Raw genomic sequence first — 16,223 nt, 5'->3', positions numbered from 1 at the left:
GCAATGGGCCGCTTTGATGGAACCACGGTGCTGATCACGGGCGCGGCCGGCGGCCTCGGCCGTGGCGCCGCCAAGGGCTTTGCCGCCGAAGGCGCCCGGCTGGTTCTCTCGGACCTGGATGAAACGGCCCTGATGAGTTTCGCCGAGACGCTCGATACCGGGACCGCGATGCTGGCAGGCAACATTGCCGAGGAGGCACTGTCGGAAGCGCTGGTGGCGCTGGCGTTGGAAAAATTTGGCCGCCTGGATGTCGCCGTCAACAATGCCGGCATCGTTCAGAGTTTCGTGCGCCTGCCGCAGGTTCCATCGGACGAAGCCCGCCGGGTGCTCGAGATCGACCTGCTCGGCGTCTTCTACGCCATGAAGCACCAGATCCCGCAAATGGAGCGGCAGTTCAAGGCGACCGGCAAGGGCGGCATCGTCAACATTGCCTCGGCCGCCGGCCTTTCGGGCGCGCCGAAGCTTTCGGTCTATGCAGCCGCCAAGCATGGCGTGATCGGCCTGACCCGGTCGGCGGCGGTCGAATATGCCAGCAAGGGTCTGCGCATCAATGCCATCTGCCCCGCCCACACCAGAACGGGCATGATAGACGGTTTCGTGAGCGTCTCCGGCATTCCGGAGGCAGAGGCGTTGGCCGAGCTGACCCGTGGCATACCGATGAAGCGCGTGGCGGAAGTCGACGAGATCACCACGGCCATCCTGTTTGCCGCCGACCCAGCCAATTCCTTCATGACCGGCCATGCGCTGGCCATCGATGGCGGTGTCGGCGCGATCTGACGCCTGCCGCGTGGGAACCCGCGGCGCCCTTGTCCGTTTCCGTACAGCGTATATAATTTAGCCAGGCACCAACCAGACAAGGGCAACGGACTTGCCGCTGAGCGTCCAGAAACGCCGCGAGAAACAAAAGGCCGAACTGCGCTCGGAGCTTGTCGCGGCCGCGCACAAGCTCGTCCAGGAAGAAGGCTATGAAGGCTTGACCATCCGCAAGCTGGCCAAGCGGGTCGGCTATGCGCCGATGTCGGTCTATTCCTACTTCGCCGACAAGCAGGACATCCTGTTCGCCCTGGCCGAGGACGCGTTCGAAACGCTCGCCCGACGCATCGAGGAGCACCCGTCCGACGATCCGATCGAGGCCTTGCAGGCGGTCATGACCGAATATGCCGCCTTCGGGCTCGGCAACCCCAACGAATACCGCACCGTCTTCATGACCGAAAAGACCAAGCTGCCGGAAGGCAGGAGCTACGAGGACATGGAGGAAAGCAACCCCGCAATGAAGGCGCTGATCAGCAGGGTCGAGGCCTGTGTCGCCGCCGGCAAATTGCATGGCGATCCACGCGCCATCGCCACCATACTGTGGGCCGTCGGCCATGGCACGATCTCGCTTTTGATCACCTTCCCCTTCTACCCGTTCGGCGACCCGCAGGCTTTCGTGAAGCGAATGTGCGACTTCACCCTTGCCACGCTCAGCACGCAATATGTGCCGCCATTGACCGAGACACCGGTCAACTGCTGAGCGCTATATCCTTTGTTCTCCCAGATTCCGCACCGCCCTCCAAGCCTTCCGCGGCGACTTTCTTGGTTAACAAAAAACTACCGTACGCGTACGATTTTCTCTTGAACTTCGCGATCGACGGACGTATTTGTACGGAATAACGTACATGTACGAAAAAAATTCACCCGCCGAAACCGGAGACAGGCCATGAAAAAGACACTCCTCACCCTCGCCGCCGTGCTGGCACTTTCGGGCTCGGCCTTTGCCGCCAACGGCACCCACGCGGTCAAGCACGTTCCCGCCGCGACCTGCGTCGACACCAAGACCAATATGAAGCTCGATTGCGCTTCGACCGGCTCGGTCGACAAGAAGGCCTCCACGGAAGCCACGACCGACGGCAAGGGTCCCCGGCTCGGCATCACGGTGAACCCGTGGATCATGCCGAGCGCCTACTGAGATTTTTCGAAAGTAGGTTCTGGCCGGCTCAGCCGGCCGGATGGTGATTTCAGCCGATCGAGACCGGCAGTTTGGTCGCTGAACTTTCGAAGGCGGCGTCGATCAGCCTTTGCATGTCGGCGGCCCGCCGGAACGACGGATCGCCGTTCTGTCCCGTGTCCAGCGCATCGACAAAGCGCTGGGCGTTGTGCTTGACGCCTGGAGGCGTCAGCGTCCGCCAACGGTGCTGATCGACGTCGTCACCCAGGCAAGCGGACAGTTTCGAAACCTTGCCGTCGGTCTCGACCTTGATCGCGCCCTTGGTACCGTGCAGGGCCAGCGACAAATCATTGCCGTGGCCTGTCGTGTAGCGGCTGGCCATGATCGTGGCCAGCGCGCCTGAACCGAGCCGCGCCGTTATCGCCAAGCTGTCATTGACGTCGAGCACATAGTCGCCGATGCGGTCGCCCTCCGCCTTCGGAAACGTCACCAGATCGGCATGCAGGCTGACGATATCCTCGGCCGCCCCATAGGTCGCGAAGTCGAGGATATGGATGCCGACGTCGCCCAAAACGCCTGTCGAACCGTGCCGGCCCGACAGGCGCCACAGCCATTTGTCGTCGACCCGCCAATCGCCCCAGAACTTGCTGACCAGCCAGCTTTGCCGGTAGCTCGCCTCGACATGGCGCAACTCGCCGATCTCGCCGGCCTGCACCATGCGCCGCGCCTCCTGGATCACCGGAGTGTTGCGATAGGTCAGGTTGACCATGTTGACGAGCCCGGCCGCCTCGGCGGCATCGCTCATCGCAAGCGCATCGGCGTGGTTCGGCGCCAGCGGCTTTTCGCAGAACACATGTTTCCCGGCGGCCAGCAGGGCCAGCGTCGTCGCCTTGTGAACCTGGTCGGGCGTGGCGTTGATGGCGGCATCGAACTCACCCCAAGCGATCGCCGCATCGAGGCTTTCAAAGAAAGTGCCTATTTTGTTGGCGGCTGCGAACGCCGCCGCGCGGCCCGGCAGGTGGTCCACGCAAGCGACGATGGCGCAGCCCGGGACCTGACCGAACTCCTCGATATGATGCGCCGCGATCCAACCGGTGCCGAGCAAAAGCAGGCGGTGCATCAGCTCAGTCCCTTGTCACCGTCCGCATGCAGGCGCAGGCCTTTCTGGACGATCTTCTCCTTGGCCTTGTCCGTCGACACGTTTGGCGCATTGGTGATGCCGGACCAGGCCGGGGCCGGGTTGTGCGCCCAATGCACGGCGTTGCGCAGCACCTGCTGAACGCCTTCATTGTGATAGATCGGATAGGTCTCATGGCCCGGCGAGAAGTAGAAGATTTTTCCCGCCCCGCGCTGATAGGTCAGCCCCGATCGGAACACCTCGCCGCCTTGGTACCAGGAGACAAATACCGTCTCCAGCGGCTCCGGCACCGCGAACGGCTCGCCATACATTTCCGTCTCGCCGATCTCCAGGCATTCGCCGATGCCTTGCGCGATCGGGTGGCCGCGGTTGATCGCCCAGACACGCTCGCGCTCGCCCGCCTCGCGCCATTTCAGCGAACAGGGCGTGCCCATCAGCCGCTTGAAGATCTTCGAGTAGTGGCCGGAATGGAGCACGATCAACCCCATGCCTTCCCAGACCCGCTTCTGCACGCGCTCGACGATCTCGTCCTTGACCTCGCCGTGGGCGGCATGGCCCCACCATAAAAGCACGTCGGTGGCGGCCAGGCGCGTCTCGCTCAGGCCATGCTCGGGTTCCTGCAAGGTGGCGGTGGTCGCTTCGACGCCCTTGTCCTGGTTGAGTGCGGCGGCAATGGTGCCATGCATACCCAGCGGATAGAGGTCGCGCACGGCAGCATTGGTCTGTTCATGGACGTTTTCACCCCAGACAACGGCTCTAACAGGCATTTTCCTCTCCAAAGCGCTTTGAATATCGCATCCACGGAGGTCTTGGGAAGAGGCCGTCAGCCAAAAATTCTGAAATCAGGGTTTGCGGGTCTTGCGGCCGGGGACGGTCTTGGCCTTGCCGGGTTTCGCCGGTGCTCCAGGAATGGACGACCCGGTAATCGACACGGGATCGCTGGCCGGGAACGTGTCCTCGAGGCCTTCCTCAAGTTCCTCTTCGGCGTCAGCCTCGTAATGCCGCTCATGTTCGAGCGAACGGACCGCCGCGGTTTTCGGCGATTTCGGCGCGGACTTCGACGGCATCGGCATCTCTCCCTCGACTGTCGCCGCTCAACGGACGCGGGCGGCAAACGTTCCGGGGTCAGCCGGCGGCGTCGCGGGCTCCCTCGGACAGGAAAGTAAAGACATAGTCCGAGAAGGAACGCCAGCACTCGACCCGGAAGGCCTCGTCGGCCGTGCGCAGCAGCACGATCTCGGCCTTGCCGAGAATGGTGCGCGAAGCGGCGCCCACCGGGAAGGCGTCGAGCGACAGGTCCTGCGGGCAGCCCGAATTGATCGCGGCTTCCGCCGCCGGACCGGCGACTAAAATCGCGATGTTGCGATGCGAGATGCCGACCGACGAATGCAAGGCGGAAACTCCTGCGCAATCGGCGAGTGGGTCCTTGCCGGCCTCGTCGATGACAAGCCACTCGTCCGGGCCAAGCCACAACGCCGTACGCCCGCCCTTCGACGCCGAGGTTTTCGGCTTCTTCGGCAAGGTCAGGCCGAGCGCCTTCGACAAAGCGGCGACTGAAGCCTCCGGGGCGCGCAGCGAGATACGCTCGGCCGGCGGCAGCACTTCGACCTTGACACTCGTTGCGGAGACAGTGCGCCCGGCCAATGCCGGACGCCGCTCTGCTGATGATGAAGCCATCGTGGCCGTCTTTGCAGCAGCCTTAGCCATTGAGGCGCCCTCCCGTCTCGTCGAAGAACACCATGCCGGTAACCTCCACTTCGATCACCCCGTCCGGCATCGGCACATAGAGCGTGTCGCCCATCCGGTCACGCCCGCCGGCGACCAGCGCCAGCGCGATGGAACGGCCGCAATTTTGCGACCAATAGCTCGACGTGACATGGCCGAGCATCTTCATCGGGATCGCCTGCTTGGGATCCTCGACGATCTGCGCGCCTTCTTCCAGCACCACCTTTGGATCCTTGGTCTTCAGGCCGACCAGTTGCTTGCGCCCCTTGGCGACGAGATCAGGCCGCGTCAGGCCGCGAATGCCGACGAAATCGGCCTTCTTCTTGCCGACCGCCCAGTCGAGGCCGGCATCGTTTGGCGTCACCGTACCGTCCGTATCCTGGCCTACGATGATGTAGCCCTTCTCGGCGCGCAGCACGTGCATCGCCTCGGTACCATAGGCGGCGGCGCCATGCTTCTGGCCCTCGGCCCACAACGCTTCCCAGACCGCCTGGCCATGGTCGGCCGGCACATTGACCTCGAAACCGCGCTCGCCGGTGAACGACATGCGGAACAGCCTCGTCGGCACGCCGCAGATCTTGCCCTCGCGCACCGACATGTGCGGCAGCGCCTCGTCGGACATGTCGATGCCTTCGACCAGCGGCGCGATGATGTCGCGCGACTTCGGCCCCTGAACGGCAATGACCGCCCACTGCTCGGTGATCGAGGTCAGCCAGACATTAAGATGCGGGAACTCGGTCTGGAGGTAATCCTCCATGTGGTTCATGACGCGCGGCGCGCCGCCCGTCGTCGTCGTTACATGGAAGCGGTCCGGCGCCAGCCTGCCGACGACGCCGTCATCATAGATGAAGCCGTCCTCGCGCAGCATGATGCCATAGCGGCAGCGGCCCGGCTCCAGCTTCTCCCACGGATTGGTGTAGAGCAGTTCCATGAACTTCGCCGCGTCGGGGCCGACCACTTCGATCTTGCCCAGCGTCGAGGCATCGAACAGGCCGGCCTGGTTGCGCACGGCGACGCATTCGCGGTCGACCGCCGCATGCATGTCCTCGCCTGCCTTGGGGAAGTACCAGGCGCGCTTCCACTGGCCGACATCCTCGAACACCGCGCCTTTCGCCTCGGCCCAGGGATGGATCGCGGTTCTGCGTGTCGGGTCGAACAGCGGCCCACGCGCGTGGCTGACGATCGCGCCGAAGGTGACAGGCGTGTAGGGGGCGCGGAACGTGGTCAGGCCGACTTCCGGGATCGGCTTGCCCAGCGTTTCGGCGGCAATCGCCAGTCCGTGCATGTTAGAGGTCTTGCCCTGGTCGGTCGCCATGCCGTTGGTGGTGAAGCGCTTGACATGCTCGATCGAGCGCATGCCTTCATGCACCGCCTGGCGGATGTCCTTGGCGGTCACGTCGTTCTGGAAATCGACGAAGGCTTTCACCGTCTTGTCCGGCCCGGCGCCGGGGCCAGCACCCAGCATGCCGCGCGACCAGCTTTCCGAGGCTTCGACCTTCGGCTTGGTGCCCTTGGACGCCTTGCCGCCTGTTTCTTTCGCCGCCTTGGCGCCCGCCGCATAGGCCTCGTCCACGGTCGCCGTCAGGCCGTCGGTGCCGTTGCAGGCGCCGACCGACACGCAGTCCTGCGCGTAGGTGCCAGGCACGAAGCGCTTGGTCTCGTCGTTGAAGGCGACCTTGCCGCGCGATTGCGAGAACAGATGCACCGACGGCGTCCAGCCGGCGGACATCAGGATCGCATCGACGGGAATAGTGCGTTCGCCGCCGCCATTCTTCGGCTGCACCGTCATCGACGACACGCGCAGCTTGCCGCCGGCGCGGATCACGGCACGGCCGAAATTGATCTCGATGCCGAGGGCCCTGGCCTCATCGATCACCGGGCCGGTCGGGTTGTCACGCAAATCGACGATCGCCGCCACGTTGATGCCGGCCTTCTTCAGGTCGATCGCGGCGCCGTAAGCCGAATCGTTGGCGGTGTAGACGCCGACATTCCGGCCAACCGCGACACCATAATGGTTGAGGAAGGTGCGCGCCGCACCCGCCAGCATGATGCCGGGCCTGTCATTGTTGGCAAACACCATGTGACGCTCGATGGCGCCGGAGGCCAGCACCACGCGCTTGGCGCGGACCTGCCAGAGCCGTTCGCGCGGCAGATCGTGGCCGGGGACCTTCAGGTGATCGCTGACGCGCTCGACCAGACCGACGAAATTCTGCGCGTAATAGCCGAACGCCGTGGTGCGCGGCAGCACCCGGACATTGTCCATCGCGCTCAGTCTGGCGATCGCCGCTTGTGCCCAGGCAAAGCCGTCCTGGCCGTCGATCTTCGCACCAGATTCGAAGCGCAGGCTGCCGCCGAACTCGGCCTGCTCGTCGGCCAGGATGACGCGCACGCCGGTCTCCGCCGCGGCAAGTGCCGCCGCGATGCCGGCCGCGCCGCCGCCCAGCACCAGCACGTCGCAATGGGCGTAGCGCGACGAATAATGGTCGGGATCGGGTTTGTCGGGCGAAACACCGAGGCCGGCGGCTTCGCGGATCTTGGGTTCGTAAAGGCTCTTCCAGGCCGCCTTCGGCCACATGAAGGTCTTGTAGTAGAAGCCGGCCGAGAACAGCGGCGAGGCCAGGTCGTTGACCGCGCTGACATCGAAGGACAGCGACGGCCAGCGGTTCTGCGAATTGGCGGCGAGCCCGTCATAGAGCTCCTGCACGGTGGCGCGCACGTTCGGCGTCTTGCGCGCGTCGTCGCGCACGATCTGCACCAGCGCGTTCGGCTCCTCCGCGCCGGCCGACAGGATGCCGCGCGGGCGGTGGTACTTGAACGATCGGCCGACCAGATGCACGCCATTGGCGAGCAGCGCCGATGCCAGAGTGTCCCCCTCGATGCCCGCGTAGGACTGGCCGTCGAAGCTGAACCGCGCGGTCTTGGCCTGGCTAAGGCGTCCGGCGCCGGGAATGCGCAACGCGCCGCTCATTTCGCTACTCCGGGCAGCTTGGAGGGTTTCGGTTCGCCGGCCTTGTAGGTCATGACGAACTTGTCAGTCACGGTGTCACGCACCGCGTTGAAGAAGCGCGCGCAGCCATGCATGTGGCGCCAGCGCTCATAGATAATGCCCTTTGGATTGGAGCGGATGAAGAAGAACTTCTCGAAGTCGTCGTCGCTCTCGCCTGATATGTTGGCCGAGCGTGCGATGTGCGCCTCGCCGGCGTTGCGGAATTCGAGTTCCGGGCGCTCTTCCTCGCAATAGGGGCAGCGGATGAGAAGCATCGTGTTTGTTCCTACAATTCGCCGTGGCCGACGCGCGCGCCAGCCGGTTGATCGCAAAGCTTCTGGCCCATGGTCATGAAGGGAGCGACGAGCCGCAGCCGCTCCTCGACGCTCGTCGCCGCGCTGAACAGATCGCGGTTGGCCATGTTGCCGAGCGTCAGCTGCATCGGATCTGTCGTAACGATGACGCCACGCGGCTGGAAATCCTCGTCTTCATCCAGCCCATGCGGCCTGCCTTCGAAGAACATCACCACTTTCTGGCCGACACTCCAGACGCAGGCGAGCATTCCCTCGTCGACAGAAAACGGCCAGCCGGTCTCGTTTCCCGCACGGCTGATCGGCTGCAGCCGCACTTCCTGCGCCGTCGGAACATGGAACATGCCCTGTTCCCCCGCCAGCATCAGCGGCACCGCGACTGCCACCTCGGCCATCATCATCAGTGCGCCACCGCCGCGGCCGCCGCCTCGTCGATGAGGCGGCCTGTGCGGAAGCGCTCGATGGTGAAGGGCGCGTTGATCGGGTGCGGATCGTCCTTGGCGATGGTGTGGGCAAAGACATGCCCGGACCCCGGCGTCGCCTTGAAGCCGCCCGTGCCCCAGCCGCAATTGACGTAGAGGCCGGGCACCGGCGTCTTGGCCAGGATCGGCGAGCGGTCGGGTGTGACGTCGACGATGCCGCCCCACGACCGCAGCATCTTCATGCGCGTGAAGATCGGGAACATTTCGCAGATGGCGTCGAGCGTATGCTGAAGAATGTGCAGCCCACCGGTCTGCGAATAGGAGACATACTGGTCGGTGCCGGCGCCGATCACCAGTTCGCCCTTGTCGGACTGCGAGATATAGGCGTGCACCGTGTTCGACATCACAACGCAAGGCACGACCGGCTTGATCGGCTCCGACACCAGCGCCTGCAGCGGATAGCTTTCCAGCGGCATGCGCACGCCGGCCATGTTCATGATGACGGAGGAGTGTCCGGCGGCGACGACGCCAACCTTCTTGGCGCCGATGAAGCCGCGCGTCGTGTCGACGCCCGTCACCGCGCCATTGGCGGCCCGCTTGACGCCGGTCACCTCGCAGTTCTGGATGATGTGCACGCCGCGCGCCGAGGCGCCGCGCGCATAACCCCAGGCGACCGCGTCATGGCGCGCCGTGCCGCCACGACGCTGCAGCGCCGCACCGACCACCGGATAGCGTGCGTCCTTGGAGGTGTTGAGCGGCGGGCAGAATGCTTTCGCCTGCTCGGGTGTCAGCCATTCATTGTCAATGCCGTTGAGCCGGTTGGCGTGCACATGGCGCTTCAGCACCTGGATGTCGTGCACATTGTGCGCCAGCATCATGACGCCACGCGCCGAATACATGACGTTGTAGTTGAGCTCCTGGGAGAGCCCGTCCCAGAGCTTCAGCGCATGGTCATAAATCCCGGCGCTCTCGTCATAGAGATAGTTGGAACGGATGATGGTGGTGTTGCGGCCGGTATTGCCGCCGCCCAGCCAGCCCTTTTCCAGCACCGCGACATTGGTGATGCCGTGCACGGTCGCGAGGTAATAGGCGGTTGCCAGCCCATGGCCGCCGGCGCCGACGATGATAACGTCGTATTCCTTCTTCGGCTCCGGCGAGGACCATTGTTCCTCCCAGCCCTTGTGGCCGCGCATGGCCTCGCGGGCGATGGCGAATACCGAATATTTCTTCACGTTCCAGCCTCGCAAATGGCAGCCGGGCGTTCATCATCAAGCCCCGGCGCGCGAGGTGTATCACTAGCGAAACAGCGCTGCCACCCTTGCGCTGTTTGCGACGGCGCTTGCCGTTTTGCGCCGCGCTGAAAAAGAGCTATCCGGCCTGGCTCCCACGATTGCCTTCAGTCACACTTCTCGGCGCTGGGATTCGGAGGATGATGATGGGCAACGCCTGGTGGAATCTCACATTGCGCTTCCTGCTGGAGCTTGCCGCCTTGCTCGGCCTCGGCATGGCAGGCTGGAGCCTTTCGGACGAAGCGTGGCGTTGGGTCCTCGCCATTGCCTTGCCGCTCGCCGCAGCCGCGGCATGGGGTATCTTCGCGGTCCTCAACGATCCAAGCCGGTCGGGCCGGGCACCGGTGCCTGTACCGGGCGCTGTCAGGCTGGCGCTGGAATTCATCGTCCTGTTCGGCGGCGCCGCGGGTTTCCATTTGGCGGGCCATACCATTACGGCCATCATCATGGCCTTGCTGATCGTCATCAGCTACGCGTTCTCGCTGGATCGTCTGGCATGGCTGCTGCGGCGGTAGTGGCGCGAATCTCTGCAGCTTTCGGGTGGCTGCTGTTCTGCCGATTTGCGACCAAGCATCCGATCGCCGGCGAAGCTGGCGCGAAGGACAAGGATGCCAAACATGCTCGCACTCGCCAACAAGATCGCCATCGTCACCGGTGCCAGTTCCGGCATCGGCCGCGCCACGGCAAAGCTGTTCGCCGAGGAAGGCGCCAAGCTCGTCATTTCCGCTCGCCGCCAAACGGCGCTTGATGCACTCGCAGTCGAAATCGAGGACGCCGGCGGCACGGCCGTCGTTCTCGCGGGAGATGTCACCGACGAGACCTATGCGAAAGCCCTCGTCGAGTTGGCGGTCGGCAGCTTCGGCGGGCTCGACATCGCGTTGAACAATGCCGGCTCCGTCGGATTGATGGGCTCCGTCCCCGACATGTCGGCACAGACATGGCACGGGACGATGGATACCAATCTGACCAGCGCCTTTCTCGGCGCGAAGTATCAGATACCGGCCATGCTGGAGCGCGGCGGCGGCTCGCTGATCTTCACATCGAGCTTTGTCGGTTACACCGCCGGCATGCCCGGCATGGCCGCCTACGCTGCCGCCAAGGCAGGCCTGATCGGTTTGACGCAGGTGCTGGCCGCCGAATATGGACCGAAGGGACTGCGCGTCAACGCGCTGCTGCCGGGTGGCACCGACACACCGGGGGCGACGACGACCACACCCGAGGCCCGCGCCTTCGTCGAGGGCCTCCATGCCCTGAAACGCATGGCCCAGCCGCAAGAGATCGCCCGCTCGGCGCTTTACCTTGCCTCTGACGCCTCGAGCTTCACCACGGGTACCGCGTTGTTTGCCGATGGCGGTGTGTCGATCAACCGGACGTGAAGGATTTTTACGGAGAACTGCCTGTTCGTCGTTGTGACGCAGGCCGCCGCTCTTGCTTTTTCGGCGCGATTTGGCGATTCCGTTTCCTGTCGAAACGGGTCTTCTTGCCAAGACGGGTTGTGAAACCATGATGCTGGTCCGAACCTATGTCGCCCAGAGCGCGATCGAAGGCGTCGGCATGTTCGCCGCCGAACCAATCCGGAAGGGCGCCTCGATCTGGCGCCTGGATCCGGATTTCGACCGGCTGATTCCGATGGACAAATATGAGGCCGCACCCCAGCCCCTGAAGGAATTGCTCGACCGCTATGCCTATCCGAGCCCGGACAAGCCCGGTTTCATGGTCTACGAGGTCGACAATGGCCGCTTCATGAACCATTCGGCGACCCCGAACACCGACTTTTCGCAATATGGCGGTGCGACCGCGACCCGGGATATCGCCATCGGCGAGGAGATCACCTGCGACTACGGTGAGTTCTTCGAGGATTTCGAGCGGCTGCACTTGGCGACGGCGTAACGGGCACACTATCTCCAGGCGACGTGGCAATTTGGCTGTCGTCTCTCATTTCGACTGTGGACAGCGAGGCTTGATTCTGCTATCAGCCGCCACAATTCGTGGTGTCGAGCGCCGCGGAGGCTTGCGGCTATGGCTGCTTGCCTATTGATATCAAACCCGAAAGACAGGATTGCCCGTGCAGGTACTCGTCCGCGACAATAACGTTGATCAGGCGCTTCGCGCGCTGAAGAAGAAGATGCAGCGCGAAGGCATTTTCCGCGAAATGAAGATGCGCGGCCACTACGAGAAGCCTTCCGAGAAGCGCGCCCGTGAAAAGGCCGAAGCCGTTCGCCGCGCCCGCAAGCTGGCCCGCAAGCGCGCACAGCGCGAAGGCCTGCTGCCGATGACCCCGCGTCCGGTCGCTGCTGGCGGTGCCGCCGGTGCAGCGCGTCCGCCGCGCTGATTATCGCCAATATTTCGTCCTTTTCGAAGGATACCAGGGTGGCGCGATGCGGAATCGCCGCCACCCTTTTATTTTGATGTGACCCGGCCCGGAGGGGGAACCGGACCTGAACGACGGCGCAAGTGAGGACAGGGCAGACATGAACGCAACAAGCGTGGAGCGCGGGACCGCATTGCGTGGTTTCGCCCTGACAGCGGCCCTGCTTTCCGGACTGATGCTTGCCGGCTGCCAGACATCGGGGCCGGCCGGTGAATTCAACAACATCGACAAGGCGCAAGGGTCGAGCGAGAACATCTCCTCGCTGTCGGCGGTCATCCAGCGCAATCCCCAGGATCCGGAAGGCTATAATGTCCGCGGCTCGGCCTATGGCCGCGGCGGCCAGTACCAGGCGGCGCTCAAGGATTTCAACCAGGCCATCCTGCTCAATCCGAATTTCTACCAGGCCTATTCGAACCGGGCCCTCATCCAGCGTTTCCTCGGCAACCAGGAAGCAGCCCTTGCCGACTACAATCGCTCGATCCAGATCAACGGCAATTATGACGCCGCCTATATCGGCCGCGGCAATCTCTACCGTAAGGCGGGCCGCACCCAGGATGCCTTCAACGACTTCCAGAAGGCGATCCAGCTCGACACGACGGACGCCCGCGCCTATCACAATCGCGGCCTGATCTATCAGAGCCAGGGCCAGCACAAATTCGCCATTGAGGATTTCTCGACCGCCATCTCGCTGGCCCCCGACGCCGCCGAACCCTACAACGGCCGTGGCCTCTCCTATCTGGCGACCGGCGACGAGGATAACGCCTTCTCCGATTTCAACATGGCCATCAAGCTCGACGGCCAGAACGCCGAGGCCTGGGCCAACCAGGCGCTGATCTACGAACGGCGCGGCGACAAGGCAAAGGCGGCGAAGGCCTATCGCGAGGCTGTGCGCCTCAACCCCAGCTACCAGCCGGCCAAGGATGGCCTCGCCCGCGTCAGCTGACGTCGGCTCATCAGGCCCACGGCAAGGTGCGCACTGCATCGTGCGTATCCGAAAGGACACGCGGCGTTGAAGATCGCCGCCAATCCGGCAACCCTGTATTAACCCCCGCGACAAGCCGTTAACCCTCGCCTTGTTCGCGCCAAGTTTTCGGCGGAACGGTCGCGGCGCTCGAGACGTTACTGAAGACTGATTGCGAAAGGACCCTCCCATGATCAAGAAACTCGTCTGCGCCGCCGCCCTTGCAACGACTATGTTCGCTGCCGCCCCGGCCAGCGCCGGCAGGTTGCAGCTCGGCACGCTCGACTGCACCATCGATGGCGGCACCGGCTATCTCGTGACCTCCAACAAGGGCGTGTCCTGTGTGTTCCGGCCCTATCATCACGGGCCGTCTGAAATTTACACCGGCGTCATCTCGAAACTCGGCGTCGATCTCGGCAAGACGCACCAGGGCCAGTTGGTCTGGGCGGTGTTTGCCGCGACCCGCGACCGTGACGCGGGCGACCTTGCCGGCAGCTACTACGGCGTCAACGCCGAGGCGAGCGTCGTCACCGGTGGCGGCGCCAACTTGCTGGTCGGTGGCTTCGACAGCGCCTTCATGCTGGAGCCACTCAGCGTCCAGGCGCAGACCGGCGTCAACCTGGCGGTCGCCGTCACCTCGCTGGAGCTGATCCACTCGCTCAAGTGATTGCACGGAGCCACGCGCTCCACGACCCCTCACCCTGCGGCGCGGAACCAGATAGTATGGTTCCGCGCCGTTTGATTTTGAGGGGACCGCCATGTTCAGGACAGCCATCGCCGCTGCCGCGACCACGATCATGCTTGCGGGCGCCGCACGAGCGCAGGACCAGGGTATCGAACTCGGTGCGCTTGAATGCGCCATTTCAGGCGGCACCGGCTTCATCTTCGGCTCGAGCAAGGATTTGAGCTGCACCTTCACCCCGGCCGACAGGAGCTTCGCGCCGGAAGCCTATTTCGGCGCCGTCAACAAATACGGCCTCGACATCGGCACGACCAAGCAGGCGGTGATGCGCTGGCTGGTGCTGACGCCGCTGAAGAACATTTACGCGCCGGGTGCATTGGCCGGTGACTATATCGGCGCCAGCGCCGAAGTGACCGCCGCGGTCGGCGCCGGCGCCAATCTCCTGGTCGGCGGCTCCTCGCAGGCCTTTACCCTGCAGCCGCTCAGCCTGCAGACGCAGACCGGCATCAATCTCGCCATCGGCGTCAGCCAGTTCCAGTTGCGCAGCACCGAAAATTGACTGGGCCATGAGGGCGGCTTCCGCGGCGATTCGTCATCCACGGGCGGAGCTAGGAGCGCAGCGACGCGGCGCAGACCCGAGGATCCATGCCGGGGCTCCGAAGCGCTGCAGCGCAGGACTCAGCACCGCTGCACCCCTCAGCCAGGTCGCGGCATGGATCCTCGGGTCTTCGCGACGCCGCTACGCGGCTGCTTCGCCCGTGGATGACGAAATTGAGAGGCTTCGCGAACGTCTGCAAAAACGCCGCTTGAACTCAACCATGCTTGAGGTTTTAGAAGCCTGCCCTTGGGTAGGCAGCGCCTGGATACGGCGCTGTCGATCCTTATGGTCCTGCCGGAAGCCCGCACTGGCCTCTGGCACCATGCGCTACAAGCGAGATAGGCAAAGGCAGGGGTGAACATGACTGAAATCACCAGCAACAAGGTAGACTGGCGCGCATTGTGGGCAAGCGGCGACCTCGCCCGCTTCTGCTTCATCAGCCTCGGCATCCTGCTGCACGCCACCAATGAGACGATGGTGGCGACGGTCATGCCGGCCATGGTCGGCGAACTGGCCGGCGTACAGCTCGTCGGCTGGTCCCTGGCGATCTACGAACTCGGCGCCATCGTCGCCGGTGCCGCCGCCGGACGCCTGGTGAGTTATGTTCCGCTGCGCACCAACATGGTGGTCGCGGCCCTGCTTTATGCCGCCGGGGCGCTGATCTGCGCCACCTCGCCCTCGATGCAATTGTTCCTTGCCGGCCGCTTGATCGAGGGCCTCGGTGGCGGCGCGCTGGTGTCGCTGGCCTTCGTCTCTGTGGAGCGGCTGTTTTCGCGTGCCATCTGGCCGCAGCTTTTCGGCATCATGTCGGCTATCTGGGGCGTCGCCGCGTTCAGCGGACCGTTGCTCGGCGCTGTTATGACCGAAGTGCTGTCCTGGCGCTGGGCCTTCGGCGTCTTCACACTCGGCGGCGCCGCCATGGCGCTGGCAAGCTTCCTCGTACTCAACACGCCGGAGGCGAAGAAACCCAGCACGAGTGCCGGCAAGGCGCCGCCCTTCCCTTTCGTGGCGCTTGGTTGTCTTGCCGTCGCCGTGGTGCTGATCGCCTCGGCCGGCGTCGACATCGCCCTGTTACGTTCCTCGCTGCTGATCGTGTTGGGCCTGACGGGCCTCGCGCTGTTTTTCTACGTCGACGCGCTGAAGCCGCGCTCCAGGCTGTTCCCGGCGCGGCTGTTCTCCTGGCGCACGCCGGTCGGCGCCGGCATGACGATGGTCGCCGCCTTTTCCATCGCGACCTGCTCCTTCGGCGTCTACGGGCCGCTGCTCTTGACCAGCCTGCACGACATTCCGCTGCTGACCACCGGCTACATCATCGCCGCCGAATCGATCGCCTGGTCGATCCTGTCGATCCTCGTCGCCAACGCGCCGCCGCGACGCGAAAGGCTGATCATCGTCTGCGGCGCGCTGATGATCGCGGCGGGCATCGCCGGCTTCGCCTACACGATACCGCTGGGCTCGATCCCGCTGATCCTGGTCTGCGCCCTGCTGCAGGGCGGCGGCTTCGGCATTGCCTGGCCGTTCCTGACCCGCGTCATCGTCGCCTCCGCACCGGACGACGAGCAGACCATCGCCTCGGCGGCGGTGCCGACCATGCAGCGCATCGGCTATGCCGTGGGCGCCGCCATTGCCGGCATCGTCGCCAATGCCAGCGGCTTTTCGCAAGGCCTGAATCACGACGCGGCGGCCAATGTCGCGAGCTGGCTGTTCCTTGCCTTCGTGCCACTCGGCATTCTGGGCTGTCTCGCCGCCTTGCGGATATCGGCGGCGGCAAATCGGCCTCTGGAGGCCATCGGCTGACGCAGGTTTATCGGAC

The 16,223-nt window shown here is 64.2% G+C and carries 19 protein-coding genes; 11 read left to right on the top strand and 8 right to left on the bottom strand.

Annotation, left to right across the window (positions count from 1 at the left end; genetic code table 11):
• Nucleotides 1–3 precede the first annotated feature (3 nt).
• From LB554_RS04195 to LB554_RS04185, 3 genes are all read left to right on the top strand, one after another.
• Nucleotides 4–777 carry an SDR family NAD(P)-dependent oxidoreductase gene (locus LB554_RS04195; protein ID WP_224583254.1) on the top strand — a complete coding sequence of 258 codons (774 nt, stop codon included), beginning with the start codon at nucleotides 4–6 and terminating at the stop codon, nucleotides 775–777.
• 91 nt (nucleotides 778–868) lie between these two features.
• Nucleotides 869–1,513, top strand: coding sequence for a TetR/AcrR family transcriptional regulator (locus LB554_RS04190; protein ID WP_140618770.1), 645 nt, complete (start codon nucleotides 869–871; stop codon nucleotides 1,511–1,513).
• Between the two features lie 186 nt (nucleotides 1,514–1,699).
• Entirely contained in the window at nucleotides 1,700–1,948 is a 249-nt protein-coding gene (locus tag LB554_RS04185) for a DUF680 domain-containing protein (protein ID WP_140792638.1), read from the top strand.
• 49 nt (nucleotides 1,949–1,997) lie between these two features.
• Here the strand turns inward: LB554_RS04185 and LB554_RS04180 are convergent, their stop codons facing one another.
• The 8 genes from LB554_RS04180 to LB554_RS04145 form a co-directional block, all read right to left on the bottom strand.
• A complete protein-coding gene (locus LB554_RS04180) occupies nucleotides 1,998–3,047 on the bottom strand; it encodes a Gfo/Idh/MocA family protein (protein WP_140661747.1) in 1,050 nt (349 codons plus the stop codon).
• Entirely contained in the window at nucleotides 3,047–3,832 is a 786-nt protein-coding gene (locus tag LB554_RS04175; protein ID WP_140661746.1) for a ThuA domain-containing protein, read from the bottom strand. The genes LB554_RS04180 and LB554_RS04175 overlap by 1 nt, the downstream gene beginning before the upstream one ends.
• Before the next feature lie 75 nt (nucleotides 3,833–3,907).
• The gene (locus LB554_RS04170; protein WP_041163323.1) at nucleotides 3,908–4,132 is read right to left on the bottom strand and encodes a hypothetical protein; all 225 of its coding nucleotides are present in this window, start codon (nucleotides 4,130–4,132) and stop codon (nucleotides 3,908–3,910) included.
• 58 nt (nucleotides 4,133–4,190) lie between these two features.
• Nucleotides 4,191–4,772, bottom strand: a complete 582-nt coding sequence (locus LB554_RS04165) for a sarcosine oxidase subunit gamma (protein WP_015315783.1) — start codon at nucleotides 4,770–4,772, stop codon at nucleotides 4,191–4,193.
• Nucleotides 4,765–7,758, bottom strand: a complete 2,994-nt coding sequence (locus tag LB554_RS04160; RefSeq protein ID WP_224583252.1) for a sarcosine oxidase subunit alpha — start codon at nucleotides 7,756–7,758, stop codon at nucleotides 4,765–4,767. The genes LB554_RS04165 and LB554_RS04160 overlap by 8 nt, the downstream gene beginning before the upstream one ends.
• Nucleotides 7,755–8,051, bottom strand: coding sequence for a sarcosine oxidase subunit delta (locus LB554_RS04155; protein ID WP_015315781.1), 297 nt, complete (start codon nucleotides 8,049–8,051; stop codon nucleotides 7,755–7,757). Before LB554_RS04155 ends, LB554_RS04160 begins: the two co-directional genes overlap by 4 nt.
• A gap of 11 nt (nucleotides 8,052–8,062) precedes the next feature.
• Nucleotides 8,063–8,485: a hypothetical protein gene (locus LB554_RS04150; RefSeq protein WP_140619005.1), complete on the bottom strand. Its 423-nt coding sequence runs from the start codon at nucleotides 8,483–8,485 to the stop codon at nucleotides 8,063–8,065.
• A 2-nt stretch (nucleotides 8,486–8,487) separates the two neighbouring features.
• Nucleotides 8,488–9,741 (bottom strand): sarcosine oxidase subunit beta, encoded by a 1,254-nt coding sequence (locus LB554_RS04145; RefSeq protein WP_140661744.1) that lies wholly within the window; start codon nucleotides 9,739–9,741, stop codon nucleotides 8,488–8,490.
• A gap of 197 nt (nucleotides 9,742–9,938) precedes the next feature.
• Between LB554_RS04145 and LB554_RS04140 the strand changes: the two genes are divergently transcribed.
• From LB554_RS04140 to LB554_RS04105, 8 genes are all read left to right on the top strand, one after another.
• Nucleotides 9,939–10,313, top strand: a complete 375-nt coding sequence (locus LB554_RS04140) for a DUF2568 domain-containing protein (RefSeq protein ID WP_224583250.1) — start codon at nucleotides 9,939–9,941, stop codon at nucleotides 10,311–10,313.
• Nucleotides 10,314–10,415: 102 nt separating this feature from the next.
• Nucleotides 10,416–11,174, top strand: a complete 759-nt coding sequence (locus LB554_RS04135; protein ID WP_140713330.1) for an SDR family oxidoreductase — start codon at nucleotides 10,416–10,418, stop codon at nucleotides 11,172–11,174.
• A 127-nt stretch (nucleotides 11,175–11,301) separates the two neighbouring features.
• Complete coding sequence (locus LB554_RS04130; RefSeq protein ID WP_140618786.1) at nucleotides 11,302–11,688, top strand: SET domain-containing protein; 387 nt, start codon at nucleotides 11,302–11,304, stop codon at nucleotides 11,686–11,688.
• 175 nt (nucleotides 11,689–11,863) lie between these two features.
• Complete coding sequence (gene rpsU, locus LB554_RS04125; RefSeq protein ID WP_010911429.1) at nucleotides 11,864–12,130, top strand: 30S ribosomal protein S21; 267 nt, start codon at nucleotides 11,864–11,866, stop codon at nucleotides 12,128–12,130.
• A 139-nt stretch (nucleotides 12,131–12,269) separates the two neighbouring features.
• On the top strand, nucleotides 12,270–13,112 hold the full coding sequence (locus LB554_RS04120; RefSeq protein WP_224583248.1) for a tetratricopeptide repeat protein: 843 nt from the start codon (nucleotides 12,270–12,272) through the stop codon (nucleotides 13,110–13,112).
• A gap of 208 nt (nucleotides 13,113–13,320) precedes the next feature.
• The gene (locus LB554_RS04115) at nucleotides 13,321–13,797 is read left to right on the top strand and encodes a DUF992 domain-containing protein (RefSeq protein WP_023770564.1); all 477 of its coding nucleotides are present in this window, start codon (nucleotides 13,321–13,323) and stop codon (nucleotides 13,795–13,797) included.
• Nucleotides 13,798–13,888: 91 nt separating this feature from the next.
• Nucleotides 13,889–14,371 (top strand): DUF992 domain-containing protein, encoded by a 483-nt coding sequence (locus tag LB554_RS04110; RefSeq protein ID WP_140618787.1) that lies wholly within the window; start codon nucleotides 13,889–13,891, stop codon nucleotides 14,369–14,371.
• A gap of 399 nt (nucleotides 14,372–14,770) precedes the next feature.
• Nucleotides 14,771–16,207 (top strand): MFS transporter, encoded by a 1,437-nt coding sequence (locus tag LB554_RS04105; protein WP_224583245.1) that lies wholly within the window; start codon nucleotides 14,771–14,773, stop codon nucleotides 16,205–16,207.
• Nucleotides 16,208–16,223: the final 16 nt, after the last annotated feature.

It is taken from the genome of Mesorhizobium sp. CO1-1-11 (assembly GCF_020164995.1).
In the GTDB taxonomy this organism is placed as follows: domain Bacteria; phylum Pseudomonadota; class Alphaproteobacteria; order Rhizobiales; family Rhizobiaceae; genus Mesorhizobium; species Mesorhizobium australicum.
This window is presented reverse-complemented; position numbering and strand designations above follow the sequence as displayed.